Origin of the sequence: Pseudoalteromonas sp. NFXS39 (assembly GCF_040148775.1) — a bacterium.
In the GTDB taxonomy this organism is placed as follows: domain Bacteria; phylum Pseudomonadota; class Gammaproteobacteria; order Enterobacterales; family Alteromonadaceae; genus Pseudoalteromonas; species Pseudoalteromonas apostichopi.
In genome coordinates, this window is the sequence record NZ_JAGDEC010000017.1 from 1 (window position 1) to 24,754 (window position 24,754).

Below are 24,754 nucleotides of genomic sequence, written 5' to 3' on the forward strand. Positions count from 1 at the left end.
GATTAAACCTGTCGCTATCTGCGTTAAAAATTTCTGATTTAGAACAACTAAATAACGAAATTTTTGCCTTGCTATCAACGAGGTTTTATTGCCTCAAAATAGATCACTTAATTAAGCGAATTGGTATTAAGCTTTTGGACCTGCTGATTTGATTGCTTCTGAAACATCGTATTTTGCAAAGTTTTCAGTGAAGTCAGATGCTAGTTTGTTTGCGTATTCTGCGTACTTCTCTTTATCTTCCCATGTGTTGATTGGGTTAAGAAGCTTACTGTCTACACCAGGAACTGAAACTGGTACATCTAGGTTTAGAACATCGATGTGTTGAGTTTCAACATCAGCTAGTTTACCTGATACGATTGCATCAACTACAGCACGTGTAGTTGGGATATCGAAACGTTGACCAGTACCGTAAGGGCCACCTGTCCAACCTGTGTTAACTAGGTAAACTTTAGCGCCGAATTCACGTACACGCTTCATTAGAAGCTCTGCATAAACGCCTGCAGGGCGTGGGAAGAATGGAGCACCGAAACATGTTGAGAATGTAGACTCTATGTCGCTTGTTGAACCGATTTCAGTTGAACCCACTTTTGCAGTGTAACCGCTTAGGAAGTGGTAAGCTGCAGCTTCTTCAGTTAGTACTGAAACTGGTGGTAATACACCGCTCACGTCACACGTTAAGAATACAACCGCTTTTGGCTCGCCAGCACGGTTTTCTACTTTACGTTTTTCAACGTGCTCTAGAGGGTAAGCTGCGCGGCTATTTTGTGTAAGGCTTGTATCATGGAAATCTGGTACACGGTTTTCGTCAAGTACCACGTTTTCTAAGATTGTACCGAAGCGAATTGCATTCCAAATAACAGGTTCGTTCTTTTGCGATAGGTCGATACATTTAGCGTAACAACCACCTTCGATATTAAATACGCTACCAGGTGCCCAACCGTGTTCGTCATCACCGATAAGGAAACGAGTAGGATCCGCAGATAATGTTGTTTTACCTGTTCCAGATAGACCGAAGAATAAAGCTGTGTCGCCTGCTTCACCTACGTTTGCAGAGCAGTGCATTGGTAATACACCTTTTGCAGGAAGTAGGAAGTTTTGTACAGAGAACATTGATTTTTTCATTTCGCCTGCGTAGCGCATACCAGCTAGTAGTACTTTACGTTGTGCGAAGTTAATGATTACAGTGCCATCACTGTTTGTGCCATCACGCTCTGGGTCACATACAAATGAAGGTACGTTCATTACCTGCCACTCAGGGAAGTCGGCAGTATTGTATGTTTGTGGTTCGATAAACATGTTTTTGGCAAAAATATGATGCCATGCAGTTTCTGTTGTAACTACAACTGGTAAATAGTGCTCAGGATCAGCGCCAACTTCTAGGTGAGAGATGAAGTGGTCTTTGCTTTTCACGTGTTCTTCTACACGTGCCCATAACGCATCAAACTTGTCTGCATCGAATGGGCGGTTTACGTTGCCCCATTGGATTTCGTTTTCAGTGCTTGGCTCTTGAACAATAAAACGATCTTTTGGAGAGCGGCCAGTGCGTACACCGGTTTTAGCAACAAAAGCACCATTAGCGGCTAAAGTCCCTTCGCCACGACGAATAGCGTGTTCGACAAGTTCAGCTGCTGTAAGATCAACAAAACTAGTAGCGTTTGCAGTCATGTTTATACCTAAATTGTGAGAGATTGAACGGGATAGCTCTGGGGTTCTTAGTTTTCCCTTTTGCTAAAAGAATAGTAACAGAAGGATTAGGGATATTCGAGTGTCTGAAGGGCCTAAAAAGGCATATATTTGGCAAAAAACATGAATAATTTCAATGATACCGGTGTCATAAAATGGCGCTTTTTCATGACACCGGTATCATTATTTTTGATAATTTTTTTTAATAAAAAAGCCGCATCGAATGCGGCTTTAATACAATAATATTTTTAATTGGGTGTATCAGTTAAAAATAGCTTTAATATCCTGTTCGTTAAAAATGTAATCTTTTAAGCAGTAATGGCAGCTAATTTTTACTTCGCCGTTTGCTTTTACATCGGCAAGTAACTCTTCTTGACCTACATTCACTAACGCAGCAATTGTTTTATCTCTGCTACAGCCACAACGGAAACTAATAGATTGTGGCTCGAATAATTGAGGGTTATCTTCGTGGTAAAGTCTGGTTAAAACTGTATTTGCATCTAAACCTAGTAACTCTTCATCTTTAATAGTGTTGCTGATAGCTTCAAGATGAGTGAAGTCTTCAACAGATTTTTCCTTATTCACAGGTAATACTTGTAAGAATAAGCCAGCTGCTTTTGCTGTGTCTGCGGTTACTTCAGTTGCAAACCAAAGACGTGTTTTTAACTGTTCTGATTGCTCAAAATAGTTCTCTAGGCATTTATCTAAGCTATCGTGCTCTAAAGGTACAATACCTTGGTATCGCTCACCTTTAGTAGGCGTAATTGTAATAACCATATAGCCATTACCAATTAAGTCTTTTATTGTGCTTCCTGTCACTTCACCTTGTAGACGTGCTATGCCTCGCATGTTTTGTTTATCGTCACCATTAATTACCGCATATTTAACAGGGCCATCGCCTTGTAGTTGAACGGCAATTTCACCTTCAAACTTTAAAGTAGCTGTTAATAAGCAGGTAGCAACAAGTAATTCACCTAATAAGGTTTGCACAGGTGCTGGGTAATTATGGTTTGCGATCATCTCTTGATAAGTGTTTTCAATTTGTACGAGTTCGCCACGTACATCGAGCTGATCAAATATATAACGATGAAGTAAATCTTGTTGCATGAGTTGCATTACCTAACTTGATTTCATTTTTAACAGTTCACGTCTTTGCTTTTTATCTGGTTTACGATCAGGATGTGGAGCAAAGAAGCTGTTGTTCTTACGGGCGATAGCATTTGCTTCGCGTTTCTCAATACTAGCTTGAGTTTCTTGATATAAGGTTTGTGCAATGGGGGCACCTTGACGTTTTTCAAGGATCTTTTCAATTGTCACGACCTTTTCGTCTACCCCTTGTAGCAGTTTAACTACAGCACCGACTTCAACAATTTTGCTGGGCTTGGTACGTTGTCCATTATAATGTACTTTGCCACCTTGCACCATGTCTCGTGCGATTGAGCGGGTTTTATAAAAACGTGCAGCCCATAACCACTTATCAAGGCGTACGTTTAATTCATCTTGCTTGTCTTGCGACTTATGAGTGTTACCTTTTGACACAATTGTGCTCTTTGAAAGCTGCTTATATATAGGCAAAATTTACCATGAAACTTAATCACAAATAAACAGTCGTAGTAATTCCTTGCAGCCCACTGTTCGTCGAATTTACCTTGTTTACAAAGTTTAATATAAGCGCGCTTGTTGAATGAAAAATGAAAAGGTACTATAGGCCAGCTATCAAGCAGTAAATTAAAATAAGAAATAGAGTTTATGGATCAACACTTACAACAAGTTAAACAGTTTTTGAACGGCTTACCTCATGCCAAGCTAAGTGCATTTGTAGTGCTGTTAGTTGTTGTTTATATTGCTTTTTTATCATCCAAGGTATTTTGGCTTGTATGGCCGGAGCCCGATACAAGAGCACTGCCTGTAACAGGTGTTAACACCATGGCAAAGCGAGCAGAGACTGTAAGCTCACGTCAAATTATCGAACAGAATTTATTCGGCAAAGTTGTTGTCGAAGCTAAAAAACCTACCTCAAAACAAAATCAAGTTATTAACAACGCCCCTGAAACTCGCCTAAGTATTAACCTAACCGGTATTGTTGCGGTAAGCCAAAATGACCAAGCTGGCCTTGCAATAATCGAATCTCAAGGCAAGCAAGAAACATATGTTGTTGATGATGCAATTAAAGGAACTCGCGCAAAGCTAGCTCAAGTATTACCCGATCGAGTGATTTTAGATGTTAGCGGTCGTTTTGAAACTTTGATGCTGGATGGACTCGACTTTACGAAAACAGTTTCTATGCCCGTATTGGCAGAGCGTAAAGAGTCAGAATTAACCGCAGGTCCGCAGCTTGTCGAAAATAGTGAAATAAATGCGACTGAAGATGAAGAAATAAAAGAAGCGCTTATCGAAACGCGTGAAGAAGTATTAGACGATCCCGGTAAATTATTTGACTATATTCGCGTCTCTCAAGCGATGGTTGATGGTGAGTTAGTGGGTTATCGTTTAAGCCCAGGTAAAGATCCTGCTTTATTCAAGCAGATGGGATTAATGAATAATGATTTAGCTATTGCGATTAATGGCTATCAATTAAATGATTTGAAACAGGCAATGTCAGCAATAAACGAATTACGAAATAGTACTGACGCAAGTATCACTATCGAACGCGATGGTGAACAAATTGATGTGCAATTTAGCCTGCAATAACTAGCTTTGGAGTTTTTATAGAATGGTTCACGCGCTACACCTCACAAAAATCAAAAAAGGGTTAGCTAAATATGCAGCGCTTTTTTTATTAACAGGATTATCGCTTTCAGTTTCAGCTGTTGAGTATGCAGCTAATTTTAAAGGCACTGATATTAATGAGTTCATTAATATCGTAGGTCGGAATTTAAATAAAACCGTTATTATTGACCCAAATGTGCGCGGTAAAGTAAACGTGCGCAGTTACGAGCTAATGGACGAGAAGCTTTATTATCAGTTTTTCTTAAATGTACTCGAAGTTTATGGTTATTCAGCTGTTGAGATGGATAACGGTATTATTAAAATTGAAAAAAGTTCTGATGCTAAAAAGTCGAATGTACCGCTGATCACTGAAGATAACCAAGCCCGTGGCGATATGATGGTGACACGTGTGGTACGTGTTAAAAACGTAAGTGTACAAGAGCTTGGTCCTCTAGTTCGTCAATTTAGTGACCAAAAAGATGGTGGTCACGTTGCAAACTTTAATGCTGCGAACGTGATGATGTTGACTGGTCATGCTGCTTCAGTTAACCGCTTAGTAGAAATTATTCGCTCTGTTGACCAAGCAGGTGATAAGCGTGTAGATATTGTACAGCTTAAATTTGCTACCGCAGACGATGTGGTATCTGTTGTTGAGAATATTTACAAAGATGGTGGCAAGGGAAGCGTTCCTGAGTTCTTAATTCCTAAGGTTGTTGCTGATGGTCGTACTAACAGTGTGATTGTCAGTGGAGAGGCGCAAGCACGTACTCGTGCTGTTGAATTAATTAGCCGCTTAGATGGTGAGTTAGAGAACCAAGGTAATACTAAGGTTATCTATTTAAACTACGCAAAAGCTGAAGACCTTGTAAAAGTACTGCAAGGTGTGAGCAAAACATTAGCCGAAGATGCGCAAGGTGGTGCGACTAAAACTCGTTCTCGCAACCAAAACGAAACAAGCATTGAAGCACACCCTGATTCAAACTCTCTGGTTATTACTGCGCAACCAGATACGATGCGCTCACTTGAACAAGTGATAGAACGTCTTGATGTACGTCGAGCACAGGTACTTGTTGAAGCTATCATCGTTGAAGTGTTAGAGGCTGATGGTATCAACTTAGGCTTGCAGTGGATTTCAGAGCAAGGCGGGATGATGCAGTTCAACAATGGTACAACAGTACCTGTTGGATCATTGGCTGTTGCTGCTGAGCAAGCTCGTGATAAAACGATACAAAAAACGATTACAGGTAATGAGACTGGTAATACGACTCCTTATGAAGAAACCGTTGAAGGTGATCTGGGGCCTCTCGGACAACTGCTCGGCGGTATCAATGGTTTAGCAATGGGTATTGTTAAGAACGACTGGGGTGCAATTATCCAAGCTGTTTCAACGGATACTAACTCTAATATTCTTGCTACGCCGTCTGTAACGACCATGGATAACGAAGAAGCGTCAATGATTGTTGGTCAAGAAGTACCGATTATCACAGGCTCGCAAACAGGCTCAAATAACGCTAACCCATTCCAAACAGTTGAACGTCAAGAAGTAGGTGTAAAGCTAAAAGTTACACCACAAATCAATGACGGTTCAGCGGTTCAGCTAACGATTGAACAAGAAGTTTCCAGCGTAAGTGGCGCTACTGCGGTAGATATCTCAGTGAATAAACGTGCAATTAAAACCACGGTTATGGCTGATGATGGTGGTATGGTTGTACTAGGTGGCCTGATTGATGAAGACGTGCAAGAAAGTGTCTCTAAAGTACCGTTATTAGGTGATATCCCGGTACTTGGTCATTTATTTCGCTCAACCAGCACTAATAAGCGTAAACGTAATCTGATTGTATTTATTCGTCCTACCATTGTGCGCGATGGCATTAGTATGAATAAGTTGAGCCACTCTAAATATAACTTTATCCGTGGCGAACAACACAAACAAAAAGAAGATGGTATTGATTTAATGCCGTTGACGGATGCACCAATTCTTCCTGAATGGAATGATGCCTTGGTATTACCGCCAACCTACGAAGAATATCTAAAGCAACAAAACGCGAATGAGCGCAACGATGACTAATGCAATTACAGAAATCAATGATGAGTTAGCACCCGATGTGCCAGCAAATCATGATGAGCTGCTAACAAGCGATGATCTTGTTAGCTTGCCAACCAAGCGTTTGCCATTCTCGTACGCGCGTCGTACAGGTGTATTATTAGGTAAAGATCAGGATAACTGGACTGTGTATTACCGCGGTGAGTTAGACGTTGATGCATTACTTGAGGTACGACGTATCGCGGGTCATGGTTTTTCACTAGAACAATTACCAGATGACAAATTTGAGTTGTTGCTAGAGGCCTCATATCAGCGTGATAGTTCTGAAACGCAGCAAATGATGGAAGATATCGGTAACGAAGTGGATTTATTCTCGCTTGCAGATGAATTGCCGCAAACTGAAGATCTACTTGCTGGTGATGATGATGCGCCAATTATTAAACTAATTAACGCTATGCTGAGCGAAGCGATTAAAGAAGGTGCGTCGGATATTCATATCGAAACCTTTGAACAAGAGCTAGTGATTCGCTTTAGGGTTGATGGGGTATTAAAAGAAGTATTAAAGCCAAATCGTAAACTCGCCTCATTGTTGGTGTCGCGTATTAAGGTTATGGCAAAACTAGACATTGCCGAAAAACGTATACCTCAAGATGGCCGTATTAGTTTACGAATTGCTGGTCGTGCTGTTGATGTGCGTGTTTCTACTATGCCATCAAGCTTTGGTGAGCGTGTTGTACTGCGTCTACTTGATAAAAACAACGCACGGCTGAATCTTGAAGATTTAGGTATGACTGAGCGTAACCGTGAATTGTTTGCTGACTTAATCAGTAAGCCCCACGGTATTATCTTAGTAACCGGTCCAACGGGTTCTGGTAAAAGTACCACTTTGTATGCAGGCATGAGCCAAATTAACTCGCGGGATCGTAATATCCTCACTGTTGAAGATCCAATCGAGTACGAGATCCCAGGGATTGGTCAAACGCAAGTCAATACTAAGGTTGATATGACCTTTGCACGTGGCTTACGTGCCATCCTTCGTCAAGACCCTGATGTAGTAATGGTTGGTGAGATCCGTGACCTTGAAACGGCACAAATTGGTGTGCAAGCTTCATTAACTGGTCACTTGGTTATGTCGACACTGCATACTAATACGGCTGCTGGTGCTATCACACGTATGGAAGACATGGGCGTTGAGCCTTTCTTACTATCATCATCGTTATTAGGTGTGTTGTCACAACGTCTAGTACGTACTTTATGTAATAGCTGTAAAGAAGGTCACATTGCCGATGAGCGCGAATGTCAGTTATTGGGGGTCAACCCTGCTGAGCCGCCAACAATTTATCGTGCCGTAGGGTGTGAAGAGTGTAACTTTAATGGTTACCGTGGCCGTACTGGTATTCATGAATTGTTGGTTGTTGATGAAGCAATTCGTGAAATGATCCACAGTGGTAAAGGCGAGCAAAGTGTTGAAAAGTATATTCGCAAACACAGTCCAAGCATTCGTCAAGATGGTTGTAATCGTGTGTTAGCGGGTCGCACTACCTTAGAAGAAGTCTTGCGTGTAACACGTGAGGAAGGTTAATCATGGCAGCATTTGAATACCGTGCCCTTGATGGCAAAGGTAAAGAGAAAAAAGGCATTCTTGAAGCCGACACGGTAAAACAAATCCGCCAAACCCTACGTGATCAGGGTTTAATGCCGTTAGAGGTCGTGGCTGCTGCTGAAGGTGAAAAGCAAGCTAAAGGAGCGAAGAGCTCTTTATTGAGTAGTTTCTTTAAACCAAAAATTTCTACTTCAGATTTAGCTTTGATCACTCGCCAGCTTGCAACCTTAATACAGTCGGCATTGCCTGTTGAGGGAGCCGTAATGGCGGTAGCTGAACAATGTGAAAAGCCGCGTTTAAAGCGTATGTTAATGGCCGTTCGCTCTAAGGTAGTTGAAGGTTACACCCTAGCCGATGGCATGAGCGAGTTCCCGCATGTGTTTGATGATTTATATCGTGCTATGGTGGCCGCTGGTGAAAAATCGGGTCACCTTGATCAAGTTTTAAATCGTTTAGCTGATTACACGGAACAACGCCAGCATATGCGTAGTCAAATAACACAAGCGATGGTGTATCCAACCATCCTGGTTGTATTTGCTATTGCAATTGTGTCGGTACTGTTAGGTACTGTGGTACCAAAAATCTTGAAGACCTTTGAAAAGTCAAAACAGGTTTTACCATGGACAACCGAATGGGTAATGGCAGCTAGTAATTTTGTACAAAACTACTGGTTCATAAGTTTAGTCATTATAACCGCATTAGCTGTGGCAATTAAGCAAGCGCTTAAGCAGCCGCATATTCGTTACTGGTATGACGAAAAAGTGCTTCATTTACCGGGGATTGGTAAGGTTGCACGAGGTGTGAATACGGCGCGTTTTGCGCGTACTTTAAGTATTTTGTCGTCAAGCTCAGTACCACTACTTGAAGGGATGCGTATCTCGGGTGGTGTATTGGTTAACGAGAAAATGAAAAAGTCGGTGCAAGATGCTGCAACACGTGTAAGTGAAGGGGCTAGCCTTCGTGCTTCACTTCAGCAAACCAAACTTTTTCCACCTATGATGCTACACATGATAGCCAGTGGTGAAAAGTCAGGTGAACTTGAGCAGATGCTTGAGCGTGCGGCAAATAACCAAGATCGTGAGTTTGAGAGCATGGTAAACGTGTCTCTGAAACTATTAGAGCCTGCGATGATTGCCTCAATGGCGGTAATTGTATTGTTTATTGTTATGGCAATATTACAGCCGATTATGGCAATGAATAAGGCTGTAGGTCTTTAAATTAGGGAATACTAGAGCAATTAGCAGTTAACACTGTCGCTCTATAATAAATTTTTGAAGAAAGTTAGAGGTATTTTTGTGAACAAACAGTCAGGTTTCTCATTACTAGAAGTCATGGTAGTACTGGTTATCATTGGTATGATCATGTCAATTGTGGCGCCAAATATCATGGGTCAGCAAGAAGAAGCTGCAATCGATAAAGCACACTTAGATATTCAACAAATTGAAGATGCGTTAAGCCTATACAAGCTTAAAAATAAAACGTATCCAACCACAGAGCAAGGCTTAGAAGCGCTAGTGAACAAAACAAGCATTGAGCCAATTCCAAGACGTTTTCCTGATGGCGGTTTCCTTGAGAAATTACCAGAAGATCCATGGGGTAACCCATACCAACTAATCAGCCCAGGAGAAATCGGTAAAATTGATATCTTCTCTATGGGTCCTGATGGTGAAGCAGGTACTGATGATGACATTGGTAACTGGGATGAAGAAAAGTAACAATGCCTAAATTCAGCCAACTGAACAAAGCTTATACACATCAAGGCTTACTATTATGGTAAGCCTTGGTCGTTTGCGTTTGGCTGACCGTGCTAAGCACGCGAAAGGGTTTAGCCTAATCGAGATTTTAATGGTGCTTGTGGTGATTGGTTTTGTCACCAAAATGGTTGCCTACAGTTTTGATGGTGGTGCTGAAGAAGAACTCGAAAAACAAGCTCTCAGATTACACACTACGATTAATATGGCTTCTGAGTTTGCAATTTTAAATCAGGTTGAGTTAGGTTTTCACCTTGACCAAGATACATTTGAATTTTTAGTTTTTGACGGTGATAAGTGGGTTACTTTTGACCGTGAAAAATTGTTTGCCCCAATTAAGGTTGATGAGCGCTTTAAGCTTACTCTTAACCTTGATGATTTAGCCTGGGCACAAGATAACTTGCTTGAGCAGTCAAACTGGCGTGAATTAATGAGCGGTGGTGACGAAGACAGCCTACTTGAGCTAAAAAAGCTCAAAATACCGCAAGTACTTATTTTATCTTCTGGCGAAGTCAGTGCGTTTCAACTGGTTTACGAGCTTAAAGATGAGCGAGAGCCGCAGTATTTTATCGAAGGCGAATTCATGGCCCCGGTAAAGTTTCGTATGGAGCCTGAATAATGAATAAGTCAGCAGGTTTTACCTTACTCGAAGTGATGGTTGCATTGGCTATTTGTGCAATGGCTGGTATTGCCGCAATGCAAGCAACCGGAGAGCACATTAATCATCTTTCGTCGATTGAAGAGCAAACTTATGCCTCTTGGGTTGCTGAAAACGTGATGGTTGAGCAGCGCGCCAAAGGCGAGAAGTGGACAGGTAAAAATGGTGTTAAAGGCACTGAAACATTAGCTGGCTTTGAATGGTATTGGCGTCAGGACGTGGTTCCTACTGCTGATAAAACGTTTGTAAAGGTAACCATTAACGTGTTCGCCGATGAAAAGCTTGAATATCCAGTTTATGAGCTTTCTACTTATTTAAATAAAGGTGATAAGTAGTGAAGCAACGCGGTTTTACCTTACTTGAAGTGATTGTCGCTATGGGGATCTTAGCTTTTGTGGTGTTATCAACTCATCAAATTCTTGATTCAACAACGAAAGCAAAAGAAGCTTCAGATGAAACGATTGCGGAATTAAATGGCTTACAAACCTTGTTTCGTCTAATGGATCAAGACTTTAGTCAAATGACGAAACGTCAGGTTCGAAACGAAGCGGGTGACTTTCAAGAAACTTATGTTTTAGCTGGTCGCTACGTTCTTGATAGCCAATACGATGGCATTGGCTTTGTACGTGATGGTTGGATTAACCCAATTAATTTACTGCCGCGCTCTGAATTACAAGCAGTTGGCTATCGCGTTATAGATGACAAGCTTGAGCGTGTATATCGTGTATATGTCGATCAGTTAGATAACATGGAGCCTCGTTCGCAAGTCATTCTTGAAGATATCGAAGACCTTAAATTTGAATTTTTAGATGACAAAGATGAGTGGCAAGAGCAGTGGCAAATAAAAGCGTTACCAAAAGCTGTTGCAGTTACTATTCAAAAAATCGAACAAGAGCCAATTCGTCGCGTGTTTTTAGTGCCTGGTGAAGGAAAAGTAACAGCCCAAGCAAATGATGGCAATAACGGAACGGGTGGCTAGCCATGACTGCGATTAAACGCTCTAAAGGTGCGGCGCTTGTTATCGTTTTATTCATCGTGGCGCTTGCGGCTATGTTAGCTGTCGAGATGAGCGCTAATTTAATGGTGCAAGTGCAGCGTAGTAGCAATATTCAAAACCATCAACAGGCAAAGTGGTATGCCTTCGCTGCAGAAGAGCTTGCAATTAAGGCACTTAAACAAACTAAAAAAGATGAACCAGATAAAACGCATTTAGAACAAGTTTGGGCGCAGCAGGGAGGGGTACCATATCCGGTTGATAATGGCACCTTGAGTGGCACTATTACTGACTTGCAAGCTTGTTTGAACCTAAATGCATTGCATGTAAAGCCCGATCAACAAACGGATCCAAATAATAAAACTAATCCAGCACATAAGGCATTGTTGGCATTATTAGAAAATATTGAAGATTTACCATCAGATGAGTCTGAAGAAGCTATGGCTGATAGTGTGTTTGATTGGTTAGACGCTGATAGTATTACCTATCGCTCGGGTGCCGAGGAAGATGAATATTTATCTCGACAATACCCATATATGACTGCAAATAGTTATTTTGCTTCGACCTCAGAGCTTCGTTTAGTAAAAGGCTTTAATCCATTAGTAATGGAAAAAGTCTTACCATTTGTGTGTGTGATTCCAGGCAGTGAGTTGCTACAAATAAACGTTAATACACTACCTGTAGAAAGTGCCATTATATTAAGCTCGCTTATTGATGGCTTAAGTCTTTCAGGGGCTGAAGCGGTATTATCATCACGTCCTCAAGATGGTTATGATGATTTAGAAGCATTTTTTGAAGAGGTTAATCAACAAGGCGCACAAAATGTGAAAGCCGTTGAAGACTTATTCAGTATCAACAGTGAATATTTTAAACTACAAACGCAGGCTGAATTTGCAGAGCTGCGTTTTTCGATGACCACCTTACTCCATGCCACTAATGGTACAGTAACGATACTGGCGCGAAAATTTGGAGGCGTACAGTGACAGAGATATTGTTGATCCGTACGGGTCAAACATTAAAAGACAGCCTTAATTGGCTAATTTACTCACCAACAGAACAAGAAATAATTGCCAGTGGCGAAATTGCCAATGCAACACAACTTGGTGAGCTTACAGAGAGAGCGCAATCACGGGAAGTGGTTGTACTATTGCCAAGTGATCAAGTACAACTAAAAACAGTTGCTTTGCCAACCAAGTGGAGCCGCAAGCTAGAGCAAGCACTTCCTTACATGCTAGAAGAAGAAATAGCCTGTGATGTTGACGACTTATTCATAGCGATTGCAGAACCAACACTTATTGATGAGAAGCACGCTATTAACATCGCGATGACCGATCGTGAATGGTTTGAGCAATGGCTGGCTGAGTTCAATGAGCATGGTATCGAAGTATATAAAATACTGCCCGATGCTTTATTGTTACCTGATGTCGATGACAACGCTCAGTTACGTGCTATTGAGCTTAATGGTCAGTGGCTATGTAAACACGGTAACTGGCATATTGCCGCTGTAGAGACGAATTGGCTTGCAGGCTATTTAACGGCATTAGGTAACCCTGATGTTGCACACTTTAGTCCAGCAACGGGTTTTCCTGATACGGTTAACCTAAATGCTCGAACAGAACAATACGATTTACCATTAGCTTTATTTGCCAAACAATTACCAGAGGTTAATTTTAACCTGCGCCAAGGCGTTTATCAGCTTAAGAAAAAATCAGCGATTTGGTGGGGCTATTGGCAAAAGGCCGCTATTGCAGCTGGTGTAGCGTTAGTTTGTAGTGTCGGTGTTAAGTCACTTGAGCTCTATAAGTTAAATAGCGAACTTGAAGCAATGAAAGCCGAAGTAGTTGCCAATTATCAGCGTGCTTTTCCTAACAAAAAAGTGCGTCCGCAACTTATTCGCAGCCAAATTCGTAATGAACTTGCATTAATCGATGCTGGTAGTACGGCAGGCTTTTTAGATTTGACTAACGATCTGGTCTCGATTTTTAGTCAAGTGAAAGACTTCACACCAGAAACGCTTCGTTATGATCAAGGCCGTAACGAATTACGTATTCGTGCGCGCGGCAAAGATTTCCAGTCATTCAGTAAAGTTAAAGCAATTTTAGAACAGCGTGGCTTAACCGTTGATCAGGGTTCGCTGAATAATGATGGTGATTTTGTCGTTGGTGAAATTAAGTTACGAGGTGCGGCATGAAAAATCAAATAATCAATTATTGGCGCTCGTTAAAAGAACAAGAACAGCAACTTGTTATTGTTGCAGGTGTGGTGTTTGTTATTTTTGTGCTAGTTATGGGAGTCTTTCGTCCACTTAACACGGCTATCGAAAAGGCTGAGCAAGACACTATAAAACAGCAAGAGCTATTAGTTTGGGTTGATGAGAGTATTGCTAAATTAAAAGCAAGCGGTAATGCACGTAGTACGAGCAGTCGTAGTTTAAGCCAAATCGTTAATAGCACCCGTAATCGTTATCAAATTATCATTAGTAAAATGCAGCCGAATGACAATTCACTTCGTTTAACAATTGATTCTGTTGAGTTTAATAACCTTGTTGAATGGCTTGATGAATTGGTTAATTCGCACGGCGTACTAATCGAGAATTTAGATTTAAGTAAAGATGACAAATCAGGCTTTGTGCGTGTAAGTCGTTTGGTACTAGAGAAGTAAACGATGAAAAGAGTTATTTTATTAATCACAGTGTTTGTGATGTGTTTTTTGGTGTTTACGCTGGTAAAAACACCCGCTGCCGTTGCACTTGATTTAGCTAAGCCGCATTTACCAAAGCAATTACAATTAGGTAAAGCCAGTGGCACGCTATGGGACGGCCGCATTATGCAGGTACGTTTTGATGGTGAGCAATTAAATAATGTGCGTTGGCAGTTATCAGGCTGGTCACTGTTCACAGGTAAATTAGTGGGTACGGTGCGCTTTGGCAATCCTCGTGATAAAGCGGATATATCTGGTCATGGTGATTTTACATATGGTCTCTTTAACCAAACAGTCACTGTGAAAAAGACTACTTTACGCTTAACGGTTGAACGTGCCATGGAGCGTTTACAACTCCCTTTACCGATTAGTGCACAAGGCCGCGTAATAGTTGATTTAGACGAGTACAGCTCAGGTCAGCCTTATTGTGAGAGTTTAAGCGGTGAAATCGCGAGCCCTAATATTGATGTCAAAGGAATGAACAACTGGTTTAGTATTGGTCCTCTGAGCGGCCGTTTAAGTTGTAAATCAGGTGATGTAGCAGTACTGGTAGACCCAGAAAACCGTTTAGGACTTGAAGCTGATGCAGTATTAAAAGCGAATCTAGACTTTAAAGTAGCTGGCTATATTAAACCTGAAGCAAGCTTACCCAAAGAAGTGCATGATGCAGCTAAGTTCCTTGGTCGTCCTGATAACGAAGGCCGTTATCCGCTTAACTTTTAAATTGGATTAATTGAATAGTATGCAATTACCTGAGTTTTCAAAGCAGCAAAGCGAGCTTCTAAGTCAGTTTTTAGCGCAGCATCCAGATGCGCTTACTTTGGCGCAAACCCAAGGTTACTTGTTTGCCGTGATTTGTGCTCCTGAGCCGCTTGATGTTCACCAGTGGTTAGAAGAGGTTGCACCAGGCTCTGATGGGCAAATGGATGAGCAAGTACTGTTTGCATTTATGGCCTTGTATCAGCAGGTCAGCGAGCAAGTATTTGAAACGGGTTTTGCATTACCTGTGAGCCTACAGCTGAGCTCTCAAGGGCAACAATACCTAGATATTCAAGAATGCCAGCATTGGAGCCAAGGTTTTATGCATGGTGCACAAGGCTACGTTAATAAGCTACTAAGTGCTCCACATTTAGCTGATGAACTTAAAGAAGCGTTGGCTACCGCGCTGCAAAGCTTAGGCTTTTTTACTCTTGAAAGTAGTGAAATTGCAGCCCTCGCAACTGAGCATGGTTTATCTGAAGGGCAATTATGTCAGCAGCAGTATGAAGTGATGAATGAATTTGCCGCTGGCTTTGCAGAACTTATTGAAGTTGTTGCTGTAAATAGCCAACTTTATAACGATGAGGGCTGGAACTAACCCAGCTCTAATAGGATGTCTGTGCAACCTTTGCTACAGCGTACAACGCCTTTACCTGGCTGATCAGTTTTTAAGTCTAAGGTAAGGGCGCCTTTACACACTTCACAGTATAAGGTTTGCCCTTTACCCAGCTTTTTTAACATATTGCGCTGTTTTGCGAACGAATCGCTGGTTTTTTTGTTTAAAGCAGAAAAGTCCATTACTTGTTTAGCCTTTCCTCAAGCGCATTCGAGACAATACTACATACTCGGTTTAAGCGGTCACCATAAAAATACAAGTTAATGTCTTTTTCACGGCAGTAGTGTAAGTGAAAAATTTGCAGCTTATCGTCTGTTGTAAATGTGTCCTCAATATATTCAAGCTCTGAATTAGATAAATTGAGTTGTGACTTAATATTATTTTTTGCCATATTCGCCGCGGGACTACGATTAATTTTACTAGCATCAGATAGTAATGATACGCCATCTCCTAGTAACCTTTCCCTAGGCTCTTTGATCAAAGGGTGATCAATCGTGAAAAGTGCTAAAATAATAAGCACTAAAATAAGAAATTTTTTCATAGCACAATAATCTTTGATCTAAATAAATACGGTATAGGTGCAAGTTTAATAAAATGGTCGTTTTAAAAGCAAGCAGATACGATTAAATAATTAAAATGTCGTATTTTCGATCAATCCCTGAAATTTTTTATAGATTGAGTATAATGCTTTATAGATTTGAAGTTTCAGAAATCTTTGAACGTAATGAGATGTATTCTGATTTGCCTAAGAGCTTAGAGAACCATCTGCTATAAACATATGTTTGAATGTTATTTCCTAGTGGCGTTGAGGAATTTTAATGGATAAACAGATTAAGGTTAAAAATATCCCAACGGAAGTGAAAATCCAGAAACCGGAAAATGCTTCCCTCGATGATAGATTTAATCCACGCAACCGTATTTATGTTCGAGCTGTAACTGGCTTACATCAATTGCTCAGACAGCGAATTGGTTTTGTCGGTATGCTTGCGTTTATGTTACTACCTTGGATTAATTTCCACGGCCAACAAGCTGTATTGTTCGATTTGGTAGGGCAAAAGTTTAACATTTTTGGCTTAACGCTTTGGCCACAAGACCTGACAATCCTTGCCTTTATTTTAATGTTGGCGGCTTTTGCTCTTTTCTTGGTAACTACTTTCTATGGTCGGGTTTGGTGCGGTTATACCTGTCCACAAACCGTTTGGACCTTTATTTTCATTTGGTTTGAAGAAAAGTTTGAAGGAAGCGCTAATCAGCGTAAGAAACTTGATCAACGCCCGATGGATTTTGATAAGTTTTGGCGAAAAAGTGCTAAACACGGAAGTTGGTGGTTATTCTCACTTTATACCGCATTTACCTTTGTTGGTTATTTTACGCCTATCCGCCAACTATTACCTGATCTGTTTACTCTTGATGCAACAGCATATTCATATATTTGCCTAGCCGTATTTGCGGTGTGTACCTATGGTAACGCGGGTTGGATGCGCGAAATTATGTGTTTACACATTTGCCCATACTCTCGCTTTCAATCAGCTATGTTCGATAAAGATACCTTCACAGTAAGCTATGACGAAGCGCGTGGTGAGAGCCGTGGTCCACGTTCACGCAAACAAGATCCAAAAGAGCTCGGCTTAGGTGACTGTATTGACTGTAACTTGTGTGTTCAGGTTTGCCCGACGGGGATCGATATCCGTAATGGTTTACAATACGAATGTATAAATTGTGGTGCGTGTATCGATGCATGTGATGGGGTGATGGATAAAATGAATTACCCTCGCGGACTTATTTCCTATACCACAGAGCGTAATTTAGAAACACCAGATAACAAAACCCATGCACTTCGTCCTAAGTTAATTGGCTATCTCGTCATCTTAGTGCTGCTAACTGGGGCGCTGGTGGCGAACATTGCAATGCGTAAACCTATGGACTTAGATATTATTCGTGACCGTAATCAGTTATACCGTGTTGACTTTAATGGTTTAGTTGAAAATACCTATACATTAAAGGTTATCAATAAAGCGCAACATGAGCAGACATTTAATATTCGTGTCGAAGGGCTTGATAACTTTGAGTACATAGGCAAACAAACATTCACTGTGCCTTCTGGTGAATCATACAATGTACCACTGTCATTGGTTGTTGACCCTTATGATTTGAAAAAGCCAATGACAAAGTTTGAGTTTATACTTTCTGTCGATGGTGAGCCTGATGTGCAGATTTCACAGCCGAGTAACTTCTTTAAGGCACGATAATTAAGTACACTGAGTAAATGAATAAAAAGCGGGATTTTCCCGCTTTTTTTATATGATGAGACATTATGAGTAAATTTAGTTTTGTTGACCTTACACCCGATTCAATTTTAGATGCAGTTGAAAGTATCGGTGTCTATGCTGAATCAGGACTGCTGGCATTAAATAGCTACGAGAATCGTGTTTATCAATTTAAAGCAGAAGATGGCCAACGATATGTTGTTAAGTTTTACCGACCAGAACGCTGGAGTAAGGCGCAAATCTTAGAAGAGCATGCGTTTGCATTTGAACTTGCTGAGGCCGAAGTGCCGGTTGTTGCGCCTGTTATTATCGAAGGGCAAAGCTTGTTTGAGCATAATGGCTATTTGTTTACGTTATTCCCTAGTGTGGGTGGCCGCATTTTTGAAGTTGATAATTTAGATCAACTCGATGTGCTTGGCCGTTTAATTGGTCGAATGCACCAGGTAGCAAAAGCAAAGCCATTTGAACATAGGCCTGTGATCAGTTGCGAAGAATATCTTCAGACAGCTAAAGTTCAGTTACAGGCAAGTAACTTGGTGCCAATGACATTAGAGAACGCCTTCTATACAATTTTAGATTTGGTAATCAAAGAAACCACACAACAGTATAAAAATGTTGAAACTATCCGCCTGCACGGTGACTGCCATGCTGGTAATATATTGTGGTCTGGTGATGCATTGATGTTCGTTGATTTGGATGACAGCCGACAAGGACCTGCCATTCAGGACCTTTGGATGATGCTCAGTGGCGATCGTAACAACCAACTGTTACAGTTAGACACTTTAGTGGCTGCCTATGAAGAATTTTGTGACTTCGATCACAGCCAATTAAAACTGATAGAACCACTCAGAGCGATGAGAATGGTGCATTACATGGGGTGGTTGGCAAAAAGATGGGATGATCCAGCATTCCCACGGAACTTTTCATGGTTTGCTGAAGACAAATACTGGGAGCAGCAAATACTAGCGTTAAAAGAACAGCTTGCAGCGCTACAGGAAGCACCATTAAAATTATTACCATAAATTTTTAAAAGCTAATAAAGACGAGAAAATAATGTTTAAAAAATTAAAGTTAAGTCTACTCATTTTATGTTTACCTTTTGCAGCCCTTGCTGCTGATTTTGAAGCAGGTAATCAATATGAAGTTTTAAAAGTTGAGAAAAGTGCAACACCGCAAGTAACCGAGTTCTTTTCGTTTTATTGCCCACACTGTTTTCAGTTTGAGCCTGTAGCAAAAGCATTAACTGCAAGTCTTCCTGAAGGTACCGAGTTTGTAAAAAGCCATGTTAACTTTTTAGGTGGTGTATCTAAGCAAACACAAAGTAATTTAAGCTATGCCTACTTAATTGCTAAGCAACATGGCAAAGCAGAGCAAGTTGCAGATCAAATTTTTAATAGTATCCACAGACAACGCGCTTTACTTAAAGACATGAAAGACGTAAAAGCATTACTAGCAACTAATGGTATCAGCAACGAAGTGTTTGATGCTGAAATTGCAAGCATGCCAGTGATTAGTGCTGAAAAAGCGATGCAAGATAAACAGCAAAAATATTCTGACATGGGTGCGTTAACAGGTGTGCCTACTTTTATCGTAAATGATAAATATAAAATCAATTTAAATACCATCAAAAGCCAGCAGATGCTTGATGAGTTAGTCGAATTCTTATTAAAACAATAATTTTGGAGTAAAGAAGTAATGATCAAGTTAGTAAAAGCTGTATTAATGGCTGCCACGCTAGGTTTAGCGGCAAATGCCTCAGCTGCTCAATATGAAGAGGGCAAGCATTATGAAACGATTGATGCACGCGCTTCTAAAAAACCAGAAGTAAAAGAGTTCTTCTCATTCTACTGCCCACACTGTAATAACTTCGAGCCAGTAGTGAAAGAGCTTAAAACACTTCTTAAAGAGGGCGTAAAGTTCAAAAAGAGTCATGTTGATTTTTCAGGTCCTCGTGACCCAAAAATTCAAACTATCTTAGCGCAAGGATATGCGACGGCTAATGTGTTACCACAGAAAGACGCGTTAGTAGCCGCTGTGTTTAATCATATTCACGGTAAGCGTGCACGTATTAACGAACTAGCAGACATGAAAGACATCTTCGTTTCACAAGGTGTATCGGCTGAAGATTTTGATAAGTACTACAACAGCTTCTCTGTACGTACTATGGCTTCTAAAATGAAACGCGACCAAGAATACTACCAACAAAAAGGTGCTTTAAAAGGCGTTCCAACTTTTATTGTTAATGGTAAATATCGCGTGATTATAGGTGCGGATTCAGGTATTAGCGATGCAAAGAGCATGGCAGACTTAATTAATTACCTAGCTGATAAATAAGTTTAGTTTAATTAAAATTAAAGCTCCGCACGCGGAGCTTTTTTTATTGGTAAAGCAAATGCAAAAAATACTAGTTTCAAGCTGTTTGTTAGGAAACCATGTTCGTTATGACGGGCAATCGCAAAATTTACTTCATCCTGGCTTAGAAACTCTAAAACAGCAGGGAAGGCTTATTGCATTCTGCCCTGAAGTAGCTGGTGGCTTACCTACACCAAGGCCGCCAGCAGAAATTAAATTGGGAAGAGTACTCACCAAAGATGCGCAAGATGTCACAGTGCAATTTGCTTATGGTGCAGAACAAGCTCTTAAACTTTGCCAAAAGCAAGGTATTCGTTATGCCTTGTTAAAAGAATCAAGCCCGTCATGTGGTCGCAATACGATTTACGATGGTAGTCATTCTGGAAGGAAAATTTCAGGGATGGGGTTAACTGCAAAGCTGTTAACTGACAACAATATAGAAGTGTTTAGTGAGAAGCAGTTGCCAGCACTATTTAAAGCGCTGGCAGACTAATTTTATTTACGCTGTAAAAACACACCTGATTCAATGTGGTGGGTGTAAGGGAATTGATCGAAAATAGCAAAACGCTTTACTGCATGGGTTTTGCATAAGTGGTCAAGGTCACGCTCTAGGGTATCTGGATTACACGAGATATAAATAATATTGTCGTAGTTCGCAACTAGGTCACAAGTCAGTGTGTCCATGCCAGCACGTGGTGGGTCCACCAAGATTGTTTGGCAGTTATAGCTTTTCAGATCAATGCCATCCAAACGAGAGAAAGTGCGCTCGCCTTTCATTGCTTGAGTGAACTCTTCACTCGACATACGAATGATATCTAAGTTTTCAACCTTGTTCTGCGCGATATTGTATTGTGCAGAGTAAACCGATGATTTTGAAATCTCAGTCGCTAATACGCGGTCGAATGAATCTGCAAGAGCAATGGAGAAATTACCATTCCCGCAATATAACTCCAGTAAGTCATTGCTAAGTGGTTGGCAAAGCGCTTGTGCCCACTCTAGCATCTTGATGTTCACTTTCGCATTAGGTTGAGTAAAGCTATTTTCGACTTGTTGATAGATAAGCTCTTTACCGTTTACGTTTAAACGCTCAATAACGAAATCATTACCAATCACTTCTTTTTGCTTGCGAGCACGGCCAATAAAATCAATTTTAAACTGTGTGCTAAGTTTTGCTTTAAGCTCTTTAATAGCTTGTAGCCACTGCTCATCTAATTGTTTGTGGTATAACAAACTAACTAGAATCTCGCCACTTAAGCTTGAAAGATAATCGATTTGAAACAGCTTGCGACGCAGAACTTCATTGTCTTTTAAGTTTTCGATCATGGCTTGCATGACTTCACCCACTAAAGGCGCTGCAGGGTCAAACTCGTCAACACGGATCTTTTCTTTAGTTTGTTGATCAAACATGATGTGAAAAAGGTCTTCACCTTCATGCCAGACACGAAACTCTGCACGTTGGCGGTAATGAATAGGGTCAGAGCCAAACACTTCTAATTTATCGACCCCAAAACGTCTAAACTGTGAGGTGATGCGCTGCTCTTTCTCACTCAATTGTGCATCATATTGAGTTGTATCAATTTTTATAACCGCCATGGCTGATTACCTTTTATCTCTTAGCTTTATAACGGCGCTATTGTAGGGAGCGCTGAGGATTTGTCTAGTTTTGTTATTTATTTTAGTGTCGTTTTTTTATACAAAAAACTTAAGTTCTGTGGTTTTTGGCCGATAATGAGTTAACCATAACATGGAGTCGGATCATGAAAATTGGCAACCTAGGCTATATGCCTAATACAAATGTGAATAAATACAATGGCAAACAGGCATTGCAGCAGCCTACTATTCAAAATCGTCAAGATAGTTACCAGCAACGAGGCCGAGAGCTGGCTGCTAAAGTTCTTGATGATAAACTTGCTGAGGCACTAGGTTTACCTAAAGCCGAAGAGAAAAAAGATAAACCACTGTTCGACTTTGAAGAGATCGTTAAAAACGTTCTCGACTTTGTTGGCGGTGCGCTTCGCAAAGCAAAAGCAGATGGTGCTGATGATGAAAAGCTCAAAGGTATGCTTGGTGATGCACGAAAAGGTGTACAAATGGGCATCGACGATGCTTATGATGAGCTAAAAGGGTCAGGTATTCTTAATGATGACATCGAAGAGGGTATCGAAAAGTCTAAAGAAGGTATCTATAAAGGTATTGATGAATTAGAAGAAGACTTGTTCAATCCTAAACCAAATTCGGTTTCAGTAAGCCAGGCCCAATACGTTAGTTTAAGTAATAACGCAGAATACACTTTCACTACTGCTGAAGGTGATGAAGTGAGTATTAGCTTTGCTGATGCATACGAAAGTAAGTCAGCAAGCGGCTATAGCAAAAATGGCGATAACGAAGCGTTTGTCAGTGAATCTTCTCAATCACGTGACTTATCATTCTCGATGACAGTCAATGGTGATTTAAATGAGCAAGAGCAGCAAGCTATCAATGAATTGATGGAAGACTTGCAGAGTGTTAGCGAAACATTCTTCTCTGGTTCATTAGAAGATGCCTTTGAACAAGCTAAAGAGTTGAACTTAGGTAACGAGCAACTAGTTGGCTTTACGATGGATCTGAAACAAACAAAAACAGTTGCTGCTATAAAAGGGTATGAAGAATATAAACCATCCCCTGAAAAAGAAGTCGCTGATAAAATAGCGCCATTTAATGACGATTTGAAACAAGCGTTCAATAAAGCGGGTGAGTTAGGTTTGCAAAATGAACTTGCTGGTATCTTACAATGGTTAAACCAAGATAAAGAAGAAGTAAGCAAGCTGGTGGATTATACCAAAGCAATGTTTGAACAAATGAATAAACTACGTTCGGCAACTGAAGAAGCTTAACCCTTTCTTTATTTTTATATAGCTGCATGGCAAACTGCTGGCCTTTGATGATCCGAGGTAAGCAGTTTGTCAGTTCATATAATGGTGTTTGATTCTGGTATAGGTGGGACAACCGTACTTGAGCAGATCCAAGCACTGATCCCAGATGCTGATTATAGCTATTTTATGGATAATGCTTTATTGCCATATGGCGCGCAAAGCCAGCAAACGATTATAACCCGCCTTTTTGCGCTACTACAGTTTATCGAAATAGAAAAATTACACGTAGATATTCTAGTAATTGCGTGTAACACCGCCTCTACATCTGCATTAGAAACTATTCGCCCGTATACAAATATAGAAGTAGTTGGTGTTGTGCCTGCGATAAAGCCAGCAAGCGCTTTAAGCAGTAGCAAACATATTGGTTTGTTGGCAACGCCATCGACGACCAAGAGCCACTATACTGCAAACTTAATTAGTACTTATAGCCAAGGCACTCAAGTCAGTTTATATGGTTCAACTGAGCTGGTGGAAATAGCAGAAACACTGTTTCATACGCAGACACTCAATAAAGAAAAACTTGAAAAAGAATTGTGTGGTCTAGCTATCGCAGAAGATATAGATGTATTGGTACTTGGCTGTACACACTTTCCATTATTAGCAAATGCGATTAATGACTATTATAAACAACGGATCTTACTTATAGATTCAGGCAAAGCGATTGCTAATCGCGTTAAAAGTTTAATTGAACTTCGGGGATACACAGTAACCGGAGATAAAAAAAAGCCGCTGCACTTTTATGCAACGGCTCCTATTTGTCACTCGCAATTAAACGTTGAGCTGATTACGCTGACTGATCAGATCCCTCACGGAAGCTATTAGTCTCGTTCTCTTGTTTTTGTTTTGCTTCACGTACTTTTAAAGTACGCTGTTGGAATTCGCTATCATTTAATTGATTGATTGCGTTTTCAGCATCTGCTTCAGCCATTTCCACAAATCCAAAGCCACGACGTTTACCTGTGTTTTTATCTTTTAGTAAGCGTACGTTGAAAACTTTGCCTTGTTCTTCAAATAAAGCACGAACAACACCTTCATTAGCACGATAAGGTAGGTTGCCAACATAAAGAGTTTTTGTTTTTACTTCGGCCTCCTCACTTGACGTTGATGAAAGCGCAGCAATAACTAAAGCACCAATTAATAAGCCTGCACCAAATAGCAATGCTGGGTCTAACGCTAAGCTTGCAAATGCAAACTTAACAACTACAAACCCCAAAACAGCAAGAATAACGGAGAAAAGAAAAGATTTTTGATCGGGTAATTTCATTTTGATCTACCAATAAACAAGAAATAAACATTAATTTAACATTGTGAACTTGCTATCTTAACGAGTTAAATGAACATAGCAATGAAATTTGCATGAAATTATGAATATTGGCATAAAAAACAGCCATAATAGCGACCGTTTTTGCTATTTTCGGTAATTTTAGTTCGCTTTTTGAGCGAACAGTAAAAAGATCGAAAAAAAGTGTTGATCTGTTTTTGGATCTCCCTATAATGCGACCCCACTGACACGGCGGGCAGCAACGAAAGACGCTGAACAACGTAGCAGAGAGTTAAGTGAAACTTCGGTTTCAAATTATCGAAAGAAAGTTTGAAATTAAGTGTTGACTCGAAAAATTAAGGATGTATTATACGCATCCCTAGCGACAACGTCGCAACGTTCTTTAACAATATAAAGCAATCATCTGTGTGGGCACTCGTACAGA

Annotated in this window: 27 protein-coding genes; 20 read left to right on the forward strand and 7 right to left on the reverse strand. The window is 40.5% G+C overall.

Annotated features, from left to right (window positions below):
* Positions 1-126 precede the first annotated feature (126 nt).
* The 3 genes from J3455_RS19515 to hslR form a co-directional block, all read right to left on the reverse strand.
* Positions 127-1,665 (reverse strand): phosphoenolpyruvate carboxykinase, encoded by a 1,539-nt coding sequence (locus J3455_RS19515; RefSeq protein ID WP_130049937.1) that lies wholly within the window; start codon positions 1,663-1,665, stop codon positions 127-129.
* Between the two features lie 279 nt (positions 1,666-1,944).
* A complete protein-coding gene (gene hslO, locus J3455_RS19520) occupies positions 1,945-2,790 on the reverse strand; it encodes an Hsp33 family molecular chaperone HslO (protein WP_167659201.1) in 846 nt (281 codons plus the stop codon).
* 12 nt (positions 2,791-2,802) lie between these two features.
* Positions 2,803-3,225, reverse strand: coding sequence for a ribosome-associated heat shock protein Hsp15 (gene hslR, locus J3455_RS19525; RefSeq protein WP_130052210.1), 423 nt, complete (start codon positions 3,223-3,225; stop codon positions 2,803-2,805).
* 207 nt (positions 3,226-3,432) lie between these two features.
* On the opposite strand from hslR, the gene gspC reads away from it, so the two are divergent.
* From gspC to J3455_RS19590, 13 genes are all read left to right on the forward strand, one after another.
* Entirely contained in the window at positions 3,433-4,374 is a 942-nt protein-coding gene (gene gspC / locus J3455_RS19530; protein ID WP_167659202.1) for a type II secretion system protein GspC, read from the forward strand.
* Between the two features lie 22 nt (positions 4,375-4,396).
* Positions 4,397-6,460 carry a type II secretion system secretin GspD gene (gene gspD, locus J3455_RS19535; RefSeq protein ID WP_167659203.1) on the forward strand — a complete coding sequence of 688 codons (2,064 nt, stop codon included), beginning with the start codon at positions 4,397-4,399 and terminating at the stop codon, positions 6,458-6,460.
* Positions 6,453-8,018, forward strand: coding sequence for a type II secretion system ATPase GspE (gene gspE / locus J3455_RS19540; protein WP_130049933.1), 1,566 nt, complete (start codon positions 6,453-6,455; stop codon positions 8,016-8,018). The genes gspD and gspE overlap by 8 nt, the downstream gene beginning before the upstream one ends.
* A gap of 2 nt (positions 8,019-8,020) precedes the next feature.
* The gene (gene gspF / locus J3455_RS19545) at positions 8,021-9,256 is read left to right on the forward strand and encodes a type II secretion system inner membrane protein GspF (RefSeq protein ID WP_130049932.1); all 1,236 of its coding nucleotides are present in this window, start codon (positions 8,021-8,023) and stop codon (positions 9,254-9,256) included.
* 78 nt (positions 9,257-9,334) lie between these two features.
* Positions 9,335-9,754: a type II secretion system major pseudopilin GspG gene (gspG, locus tag J3455_RS19550; RefSeq protein ID WP_130049931.1), complete on the forward strand. Its 420-nt coding sequence runs from the start codon at positions 9,335-9,337 to the stop codon at positions 9,752-9,754.
* Between the two features lie 55 nt (positions 9,755-9,809).
* The gene (locus tag J3455_RS19555) at positions 9,810-10,409 is read left to right on the forward strand and encodes a prepilin-type N-terminal cleavage/methylation domain-containing protein (protein ID WP_130049930.1); all 600 of its coding nucleotides are present in this window, start codon (positions 9,810-9,812) and stop codon (positions 10,407-10,409) included.
* On the forward strand, positions 10,409-10,783 hold the full coding sequence (gspI, locus tag J3455_RS19560; RefSeq protein WP_130049929.1) for a type II secretion system minor pseudopilin GspI: 375 nt from the start codon (positions 10,409-10,411) through the stop codon (positions 10,781-10,783). Before J3455_RS19555 ends, gspI begins: the two co-directional genes overlap by 1 nt.
* Entirely contained in the window at positions 10,783-11,427 is a 645-nt protein-coding gene (gene gspJ, locus J3455_RS19565) for a type II secretion system minor pseudopilin GspJ (RefSeq protein ID WP_130049928.1), read from the forward strand. Before gspI ends, gspJ begins: the two co-directional genes overlap by 1 nt.
* Before the next feature lie 2 nt (positions 11,428-11,429).
* Positions 11,430-12,425 (forward strand): type II secretion system minor pseudopilin GspK, encoded by a 996-nt coding sequence (gene gspK / locus J3455_RS19570; protein WP_130049927.1) that lies wholly within the window; start codon positions 11,430-11,432, stop codon positions 12,423-12,425.
* A complete protein-coding gene (gene gspL, locus J3455_RS19575) occupies positions 12,422-13,633 on the forward strand; it encodes a type II secretion system protein GspL (protein WP_130049926.1) in 1,212 nt (403 codons plus the stop codon). Before gspK ends, gspL begins: the two co-directional genes overlap by 4 nt.
* Positions 13,630-14,103, forward strand: a complete 474-nt coding sequence (locus tag J3455_RS19580; RefSeq protein WP_130049925.1) for a type II secretion system protein M — start codon at positions 13,630-13,632, stop codon at positions 14,101-14,103. Before gspL ends, J3455_RS19580 begins: the two co-directional genes overlap by 4 nt.
* Positions 14,104-14,106: 3 nt before the next feature.
* Positions 14,107-14,865, forward strand: coding sequence for a type II secretion system protein N (locus J3455_RS19585; RefSeq protein WP_130049924.1), 759 nt, complete (start codon positions 14,107-14,109; stop codon positions 14,863-14,865).
* A 19-nt stretch (positions 14,866-14,884) separates the two neighbouring features.
* Positions 14,885-15,499, forward strand: a complete 615-nt coding sequence (locus tag J3455_RS19590; RefSeq protein WP_297331184.1) for a YecA/YgfB family protein — start codon at positions 14,885-14,887, stop codon at positions 15,497-15,499.
* Here J3455_RS19590 and J3455_RS19595 read toward each other — a convergent pair.
* The gene (locus J3455_RS19595) at positions 15,496-15,699 is read right to left on the reverse strand and encodes a hypothetical protein (protein ID WP_167659207.1); all 204 of its coding nucleotides are present in this window, start codon (positions 15,697-15,699) and stop codon (positions 15,496-15,498) included. The genes J3455_RS19590 and J3455_RS19595 overlap by 4 nt on opposite strands.
* Positions 15,699-16,058: a hypothetical protein gene (locus J3455_RS19600; RefSeq protein ID WP_130049921.1), complete on the reverse strand. Its 360-nt coding sequence runs from the start codon at positions 16,056-16,058 to the stop codon at positions 15,699-15,701. Before J3455_RS19600 ends, J3455_RS19595 begins: the two co-directional genes overlap by 1 nt.
* 277 nt (positions 16,059-16,335) lie before the next feature.
* Between J3455_RS19600 and ccoG the strand changes: the two genes are divergently transcribed.
* From ccoG to J3455_RS19625, 5 genes are all read left to right on the forward strand, one after another.
* Positions 16,336-17,766, forward strand: coding sequence for a cytochrome c oxidase accessory protein CcoG (gene ccoG, locus J3455_RS19605; protein ID WP_130049920.1), 1,431 nt, complete (start codon positions 16,336-16,338; stop codon positions 17,764-17,766).
* A gap of 65 nt (positions 17,767-17,831) precedes the next feature.
* Positions 17,832-18,806 carry a serine/threonine protein kinase gene (locus J3455_RS19610; protein ID WP_130049919.1) on the forward strand — a complete coding sequence of 325 codons (975 nt, stop codon included), beginning with the start codon at positions 17,832-17,834 and terminating at the stop codon, positions 18,804-18,806.
* Between the two features lie 31 nt (positions 18,807-18,837).
* The gene (locus tag J3455_RS19615; RefSeq protein WP_300582632.1) at positions 18,838-19,461 is read left to right on the forward strand and encodes a thiol:disulfide interchange protein DsbA/DsbL; all 624 of its coding nucleotides are present in this window, start codon (positions 18,838-18,840) and stop codon (positions 19,459-19,461) included.
* 18 nt (positions 19,462-19,479) lie between these two features.
* A complete protein-coding gene (locus tag J3455_RS19620; protein ID WP_178926516.1) occupies positions 19,480-20,118 on the forward strand; it encodes a thiol:disulfide interchange protein DsbA/DsbL in 639 nt (212 codons plus the stop codon).
* Between the two features lie 58 nt (positions 20,119-20,176).
* Positions 20,177-20,629, forward strand: coding sequence for a 2-thiouracil desulfurase family protein (locus tag J3455_RS19625; protein ID WP_349562256.1), 453 nt, complete (start codon positions 20,177-20,179; stop codon positions 20,627-20,629).
* Between the two features lie 2 nt (positions 20,630-20,631).
* Here J3455_RS19625 and trmA read toward each other — a convergent pair whose 3' ends face one another.
* Positions 20,632-21,729: a tRNA (uridine(54)-C5)-methyltransferase TrmA gene (trmA, locus tag J3455_RS19630; RefSeq protein WP_250661550.1), complete on the reverse strand. Its 1,098-nt coding sequence runs from the start codon at positions 21,727-21,729 to the stop codon at positions 20,632-20,634.
* 164 nt (positions 21,730-21,893) lie between these two features.
* Between trmA and J3455_RS19635 the strand changes: the two genes are divergently transcribed.
* Both J3455_RS19635 and murI read left to right on the forward strand, forming a co-directional pair.
* Positions 21,894-23,009, forward strand: a complete 1,116-nt coding sequence (locus J3455_RS19635; RefSeq protein WP_130049914.1) for a DUF5610 domain-containing protein — start codon at positions 21,894-21,896, stop codon at positions 23,007-23,009.
* 66 nt (positions 23,010-23,075) lie between these two features.
* Positions 23,076-23,870 (forward strand): glutamate racemase, encoded by a 795-nt coding sequence (murI, locus tag J3455_RS19640; protein ID WP_167659209.1) that lies wholly within the window; start codon positions 23,076-23,078, stop codon positions 23,868-23,870.
* Here the strand turns inward: murI and J3455_RS19645 are convergent.
* Positions 23,833-24,312, reverse strand: a complete 480-nt coding sequence (locus J3455_RS19645) for an RNA recognition motif domain-containing protein (RefSeq protein ID WP_130049912.1) — start codon at positions 24,310-24,312, stop codon at positions 23,833-23,835. The two genes, murI and J3455_RS19645, sit on opposite strands and share 38 nt — an antisense overlap.
* Between the last annotated feature and the right edge of the window lie 442 nt (positions 24,313-24,754).

Excerpts from the sequence above, each read along its gene's own strand:
- J3455_RS19515 (WP_130049937.1), bottom strand. The coding sequence starts at position 1,665 with ATGACTGCAAACGCTACTAGTTTTGTTGATCTTACAGCAGCTGAACTT.
- hslO (WP_167659201.1), bottom strand. The coding sequence starts at position 2,790 with ATGCAACAAGATTTACTTCATCGTTATATATTTGATCAGCTCGATGTA.
- gspC (WP_167659202.1), top strand. The coding sequence starts at position 3,433 with ATGGATCAACACTTACAACAAGTTAAACAGTTTTTGAACGGCTTACCT.
- gspD (WP_167659203.1), top strand. The coding sequence starts at position 4,397 with ATGGTTCACGCGCTACACCTCACAAAAATCAAAAAAGGGTTAGCTAAA.
- gspE (WP_130049933.1), top strand. The coding sequence starts at position 6,453 with ATGACTAATGCAATTACAGAAATCAATGATGAGTTAGCACCCGATGTG.
- gspF (WP_130049932.1), top strand. The coding sequence starts at position 8,021 with ATGGCAGCATTTGAATACCGTGCCCTTGATGGCAAAGGTAAAGAGAAA.
- J3455_RS19555 (WP_130049930.1), top strand. The coding sequence starts at position 9,810 with ATGGTAAGCCTTGGTCGTTTGCGTTTGGCTGACCGTGCTAAGCACGCG.
- gspI (WP_130049929.1), top strand. The coding sequence starts at position 10,409 with ATGAATAAGTCAGCAGGTTTTACCTTACTCGAAGTGATGGTTGCATTG.
- gspK (WP_130049927.1), top strand. The coding sequence starts at position 11,430 with ATGACTGCGATTAAACGCTCTAAAGGTGCGGCGCTTGTTATCGTTTTA.
- J3455_RS19580 (WP_130049925.1), top strand. The coding sequence starts at position 13,630 with ATGAAAAATCAAATAATCAATTATTGGCGCTCGTTAAAAGAACAAGAA.
- J3455_RS19585 (WP_130049924.1), top strand. The coding sequence starts at position 14,107 with ATGAAAAGAGTTATTTTATTAATCACAGTGTTTGTGATGTGTTTTTTG.
- J3455_RS19590 (WP_297331184.1), top strand. The coding sequence starts at position 14,885 with ATGCAATTACCTGAGTTTTCAAAGCAGCAAAGCGAGCTTCTAAGTCAG.
- J3455_RS19595 (WP_167659207.1), bottom strand. The coding sequence starts at position 15,699 with ATGGACTTTTCTGCTTTAAACAAAAAAACCAGCGATTCGTTCGCAAAA.
- J3455_RS19600 (WP_130049921.1), bottom strand. The coding sequence starts at position 16,058 with ATGAAAAAATTTCTTATTTTAGTGCTTATTATTTTAGCACTTTTCACG.
- ccoG (WP_130049920.1), top strand. The coding sequence starts at position 16,336 with ATGGATAAACAGATTAAGGTTAAAAATATCCCAACGGAAGTGAAAATC.
- J3455_RS19610 (WP_130049919.1), top strand. The coding sequence starts at position 17,832 with ATGAGTAAATTTAGTTTTGTTGACCTTACACCCGATTCAATTTTAGAT.
- J3455_RS19615 (WP_300582632.1), top strand. The coding sequence starts at position 18,838 with ATGTTTAAAAAATTAAAGTTAAGTCTACTCATTTTATGTTTACCTTTT.
- J3455_RS19620 (WP_178926516.1), top strand. The coding sequence starts at position 19,480 with ATGATCAAGTTAGTAAAAGCTGTATTAATGGCTGCCACGCTAGGTTTA.
- J3455_RS19625 (WP_349562256.1), top strand. The coding sequence starts at position 20,177 with ATGCAAAAAATACTAGTTTCAAGCTGTTTGTTAGGAAACCATGTTCGT.
- trmA (WP_250661550.1), bottom strand. The coding sequence starts at position 21,729 with ATGGCGGTTATAAAAATTGATACAACTCAATATGATGCACAATTGAGT.
- J3455_RS19635 (WP_130049914.1), top strand. The coding sequence starts at position 21,894 with ATGAAAATTGGCAACCTAGGCTATATGCCTAATACAAATGTGAATAAA.
- J3455_RS19645 (WP_130049912.1), bottom strand. The coding sequence starts at position 24,312 with ATGAAATTACCCGATCAAAAATCTTTTCTTTTCTCCGTTATTCTTGCT.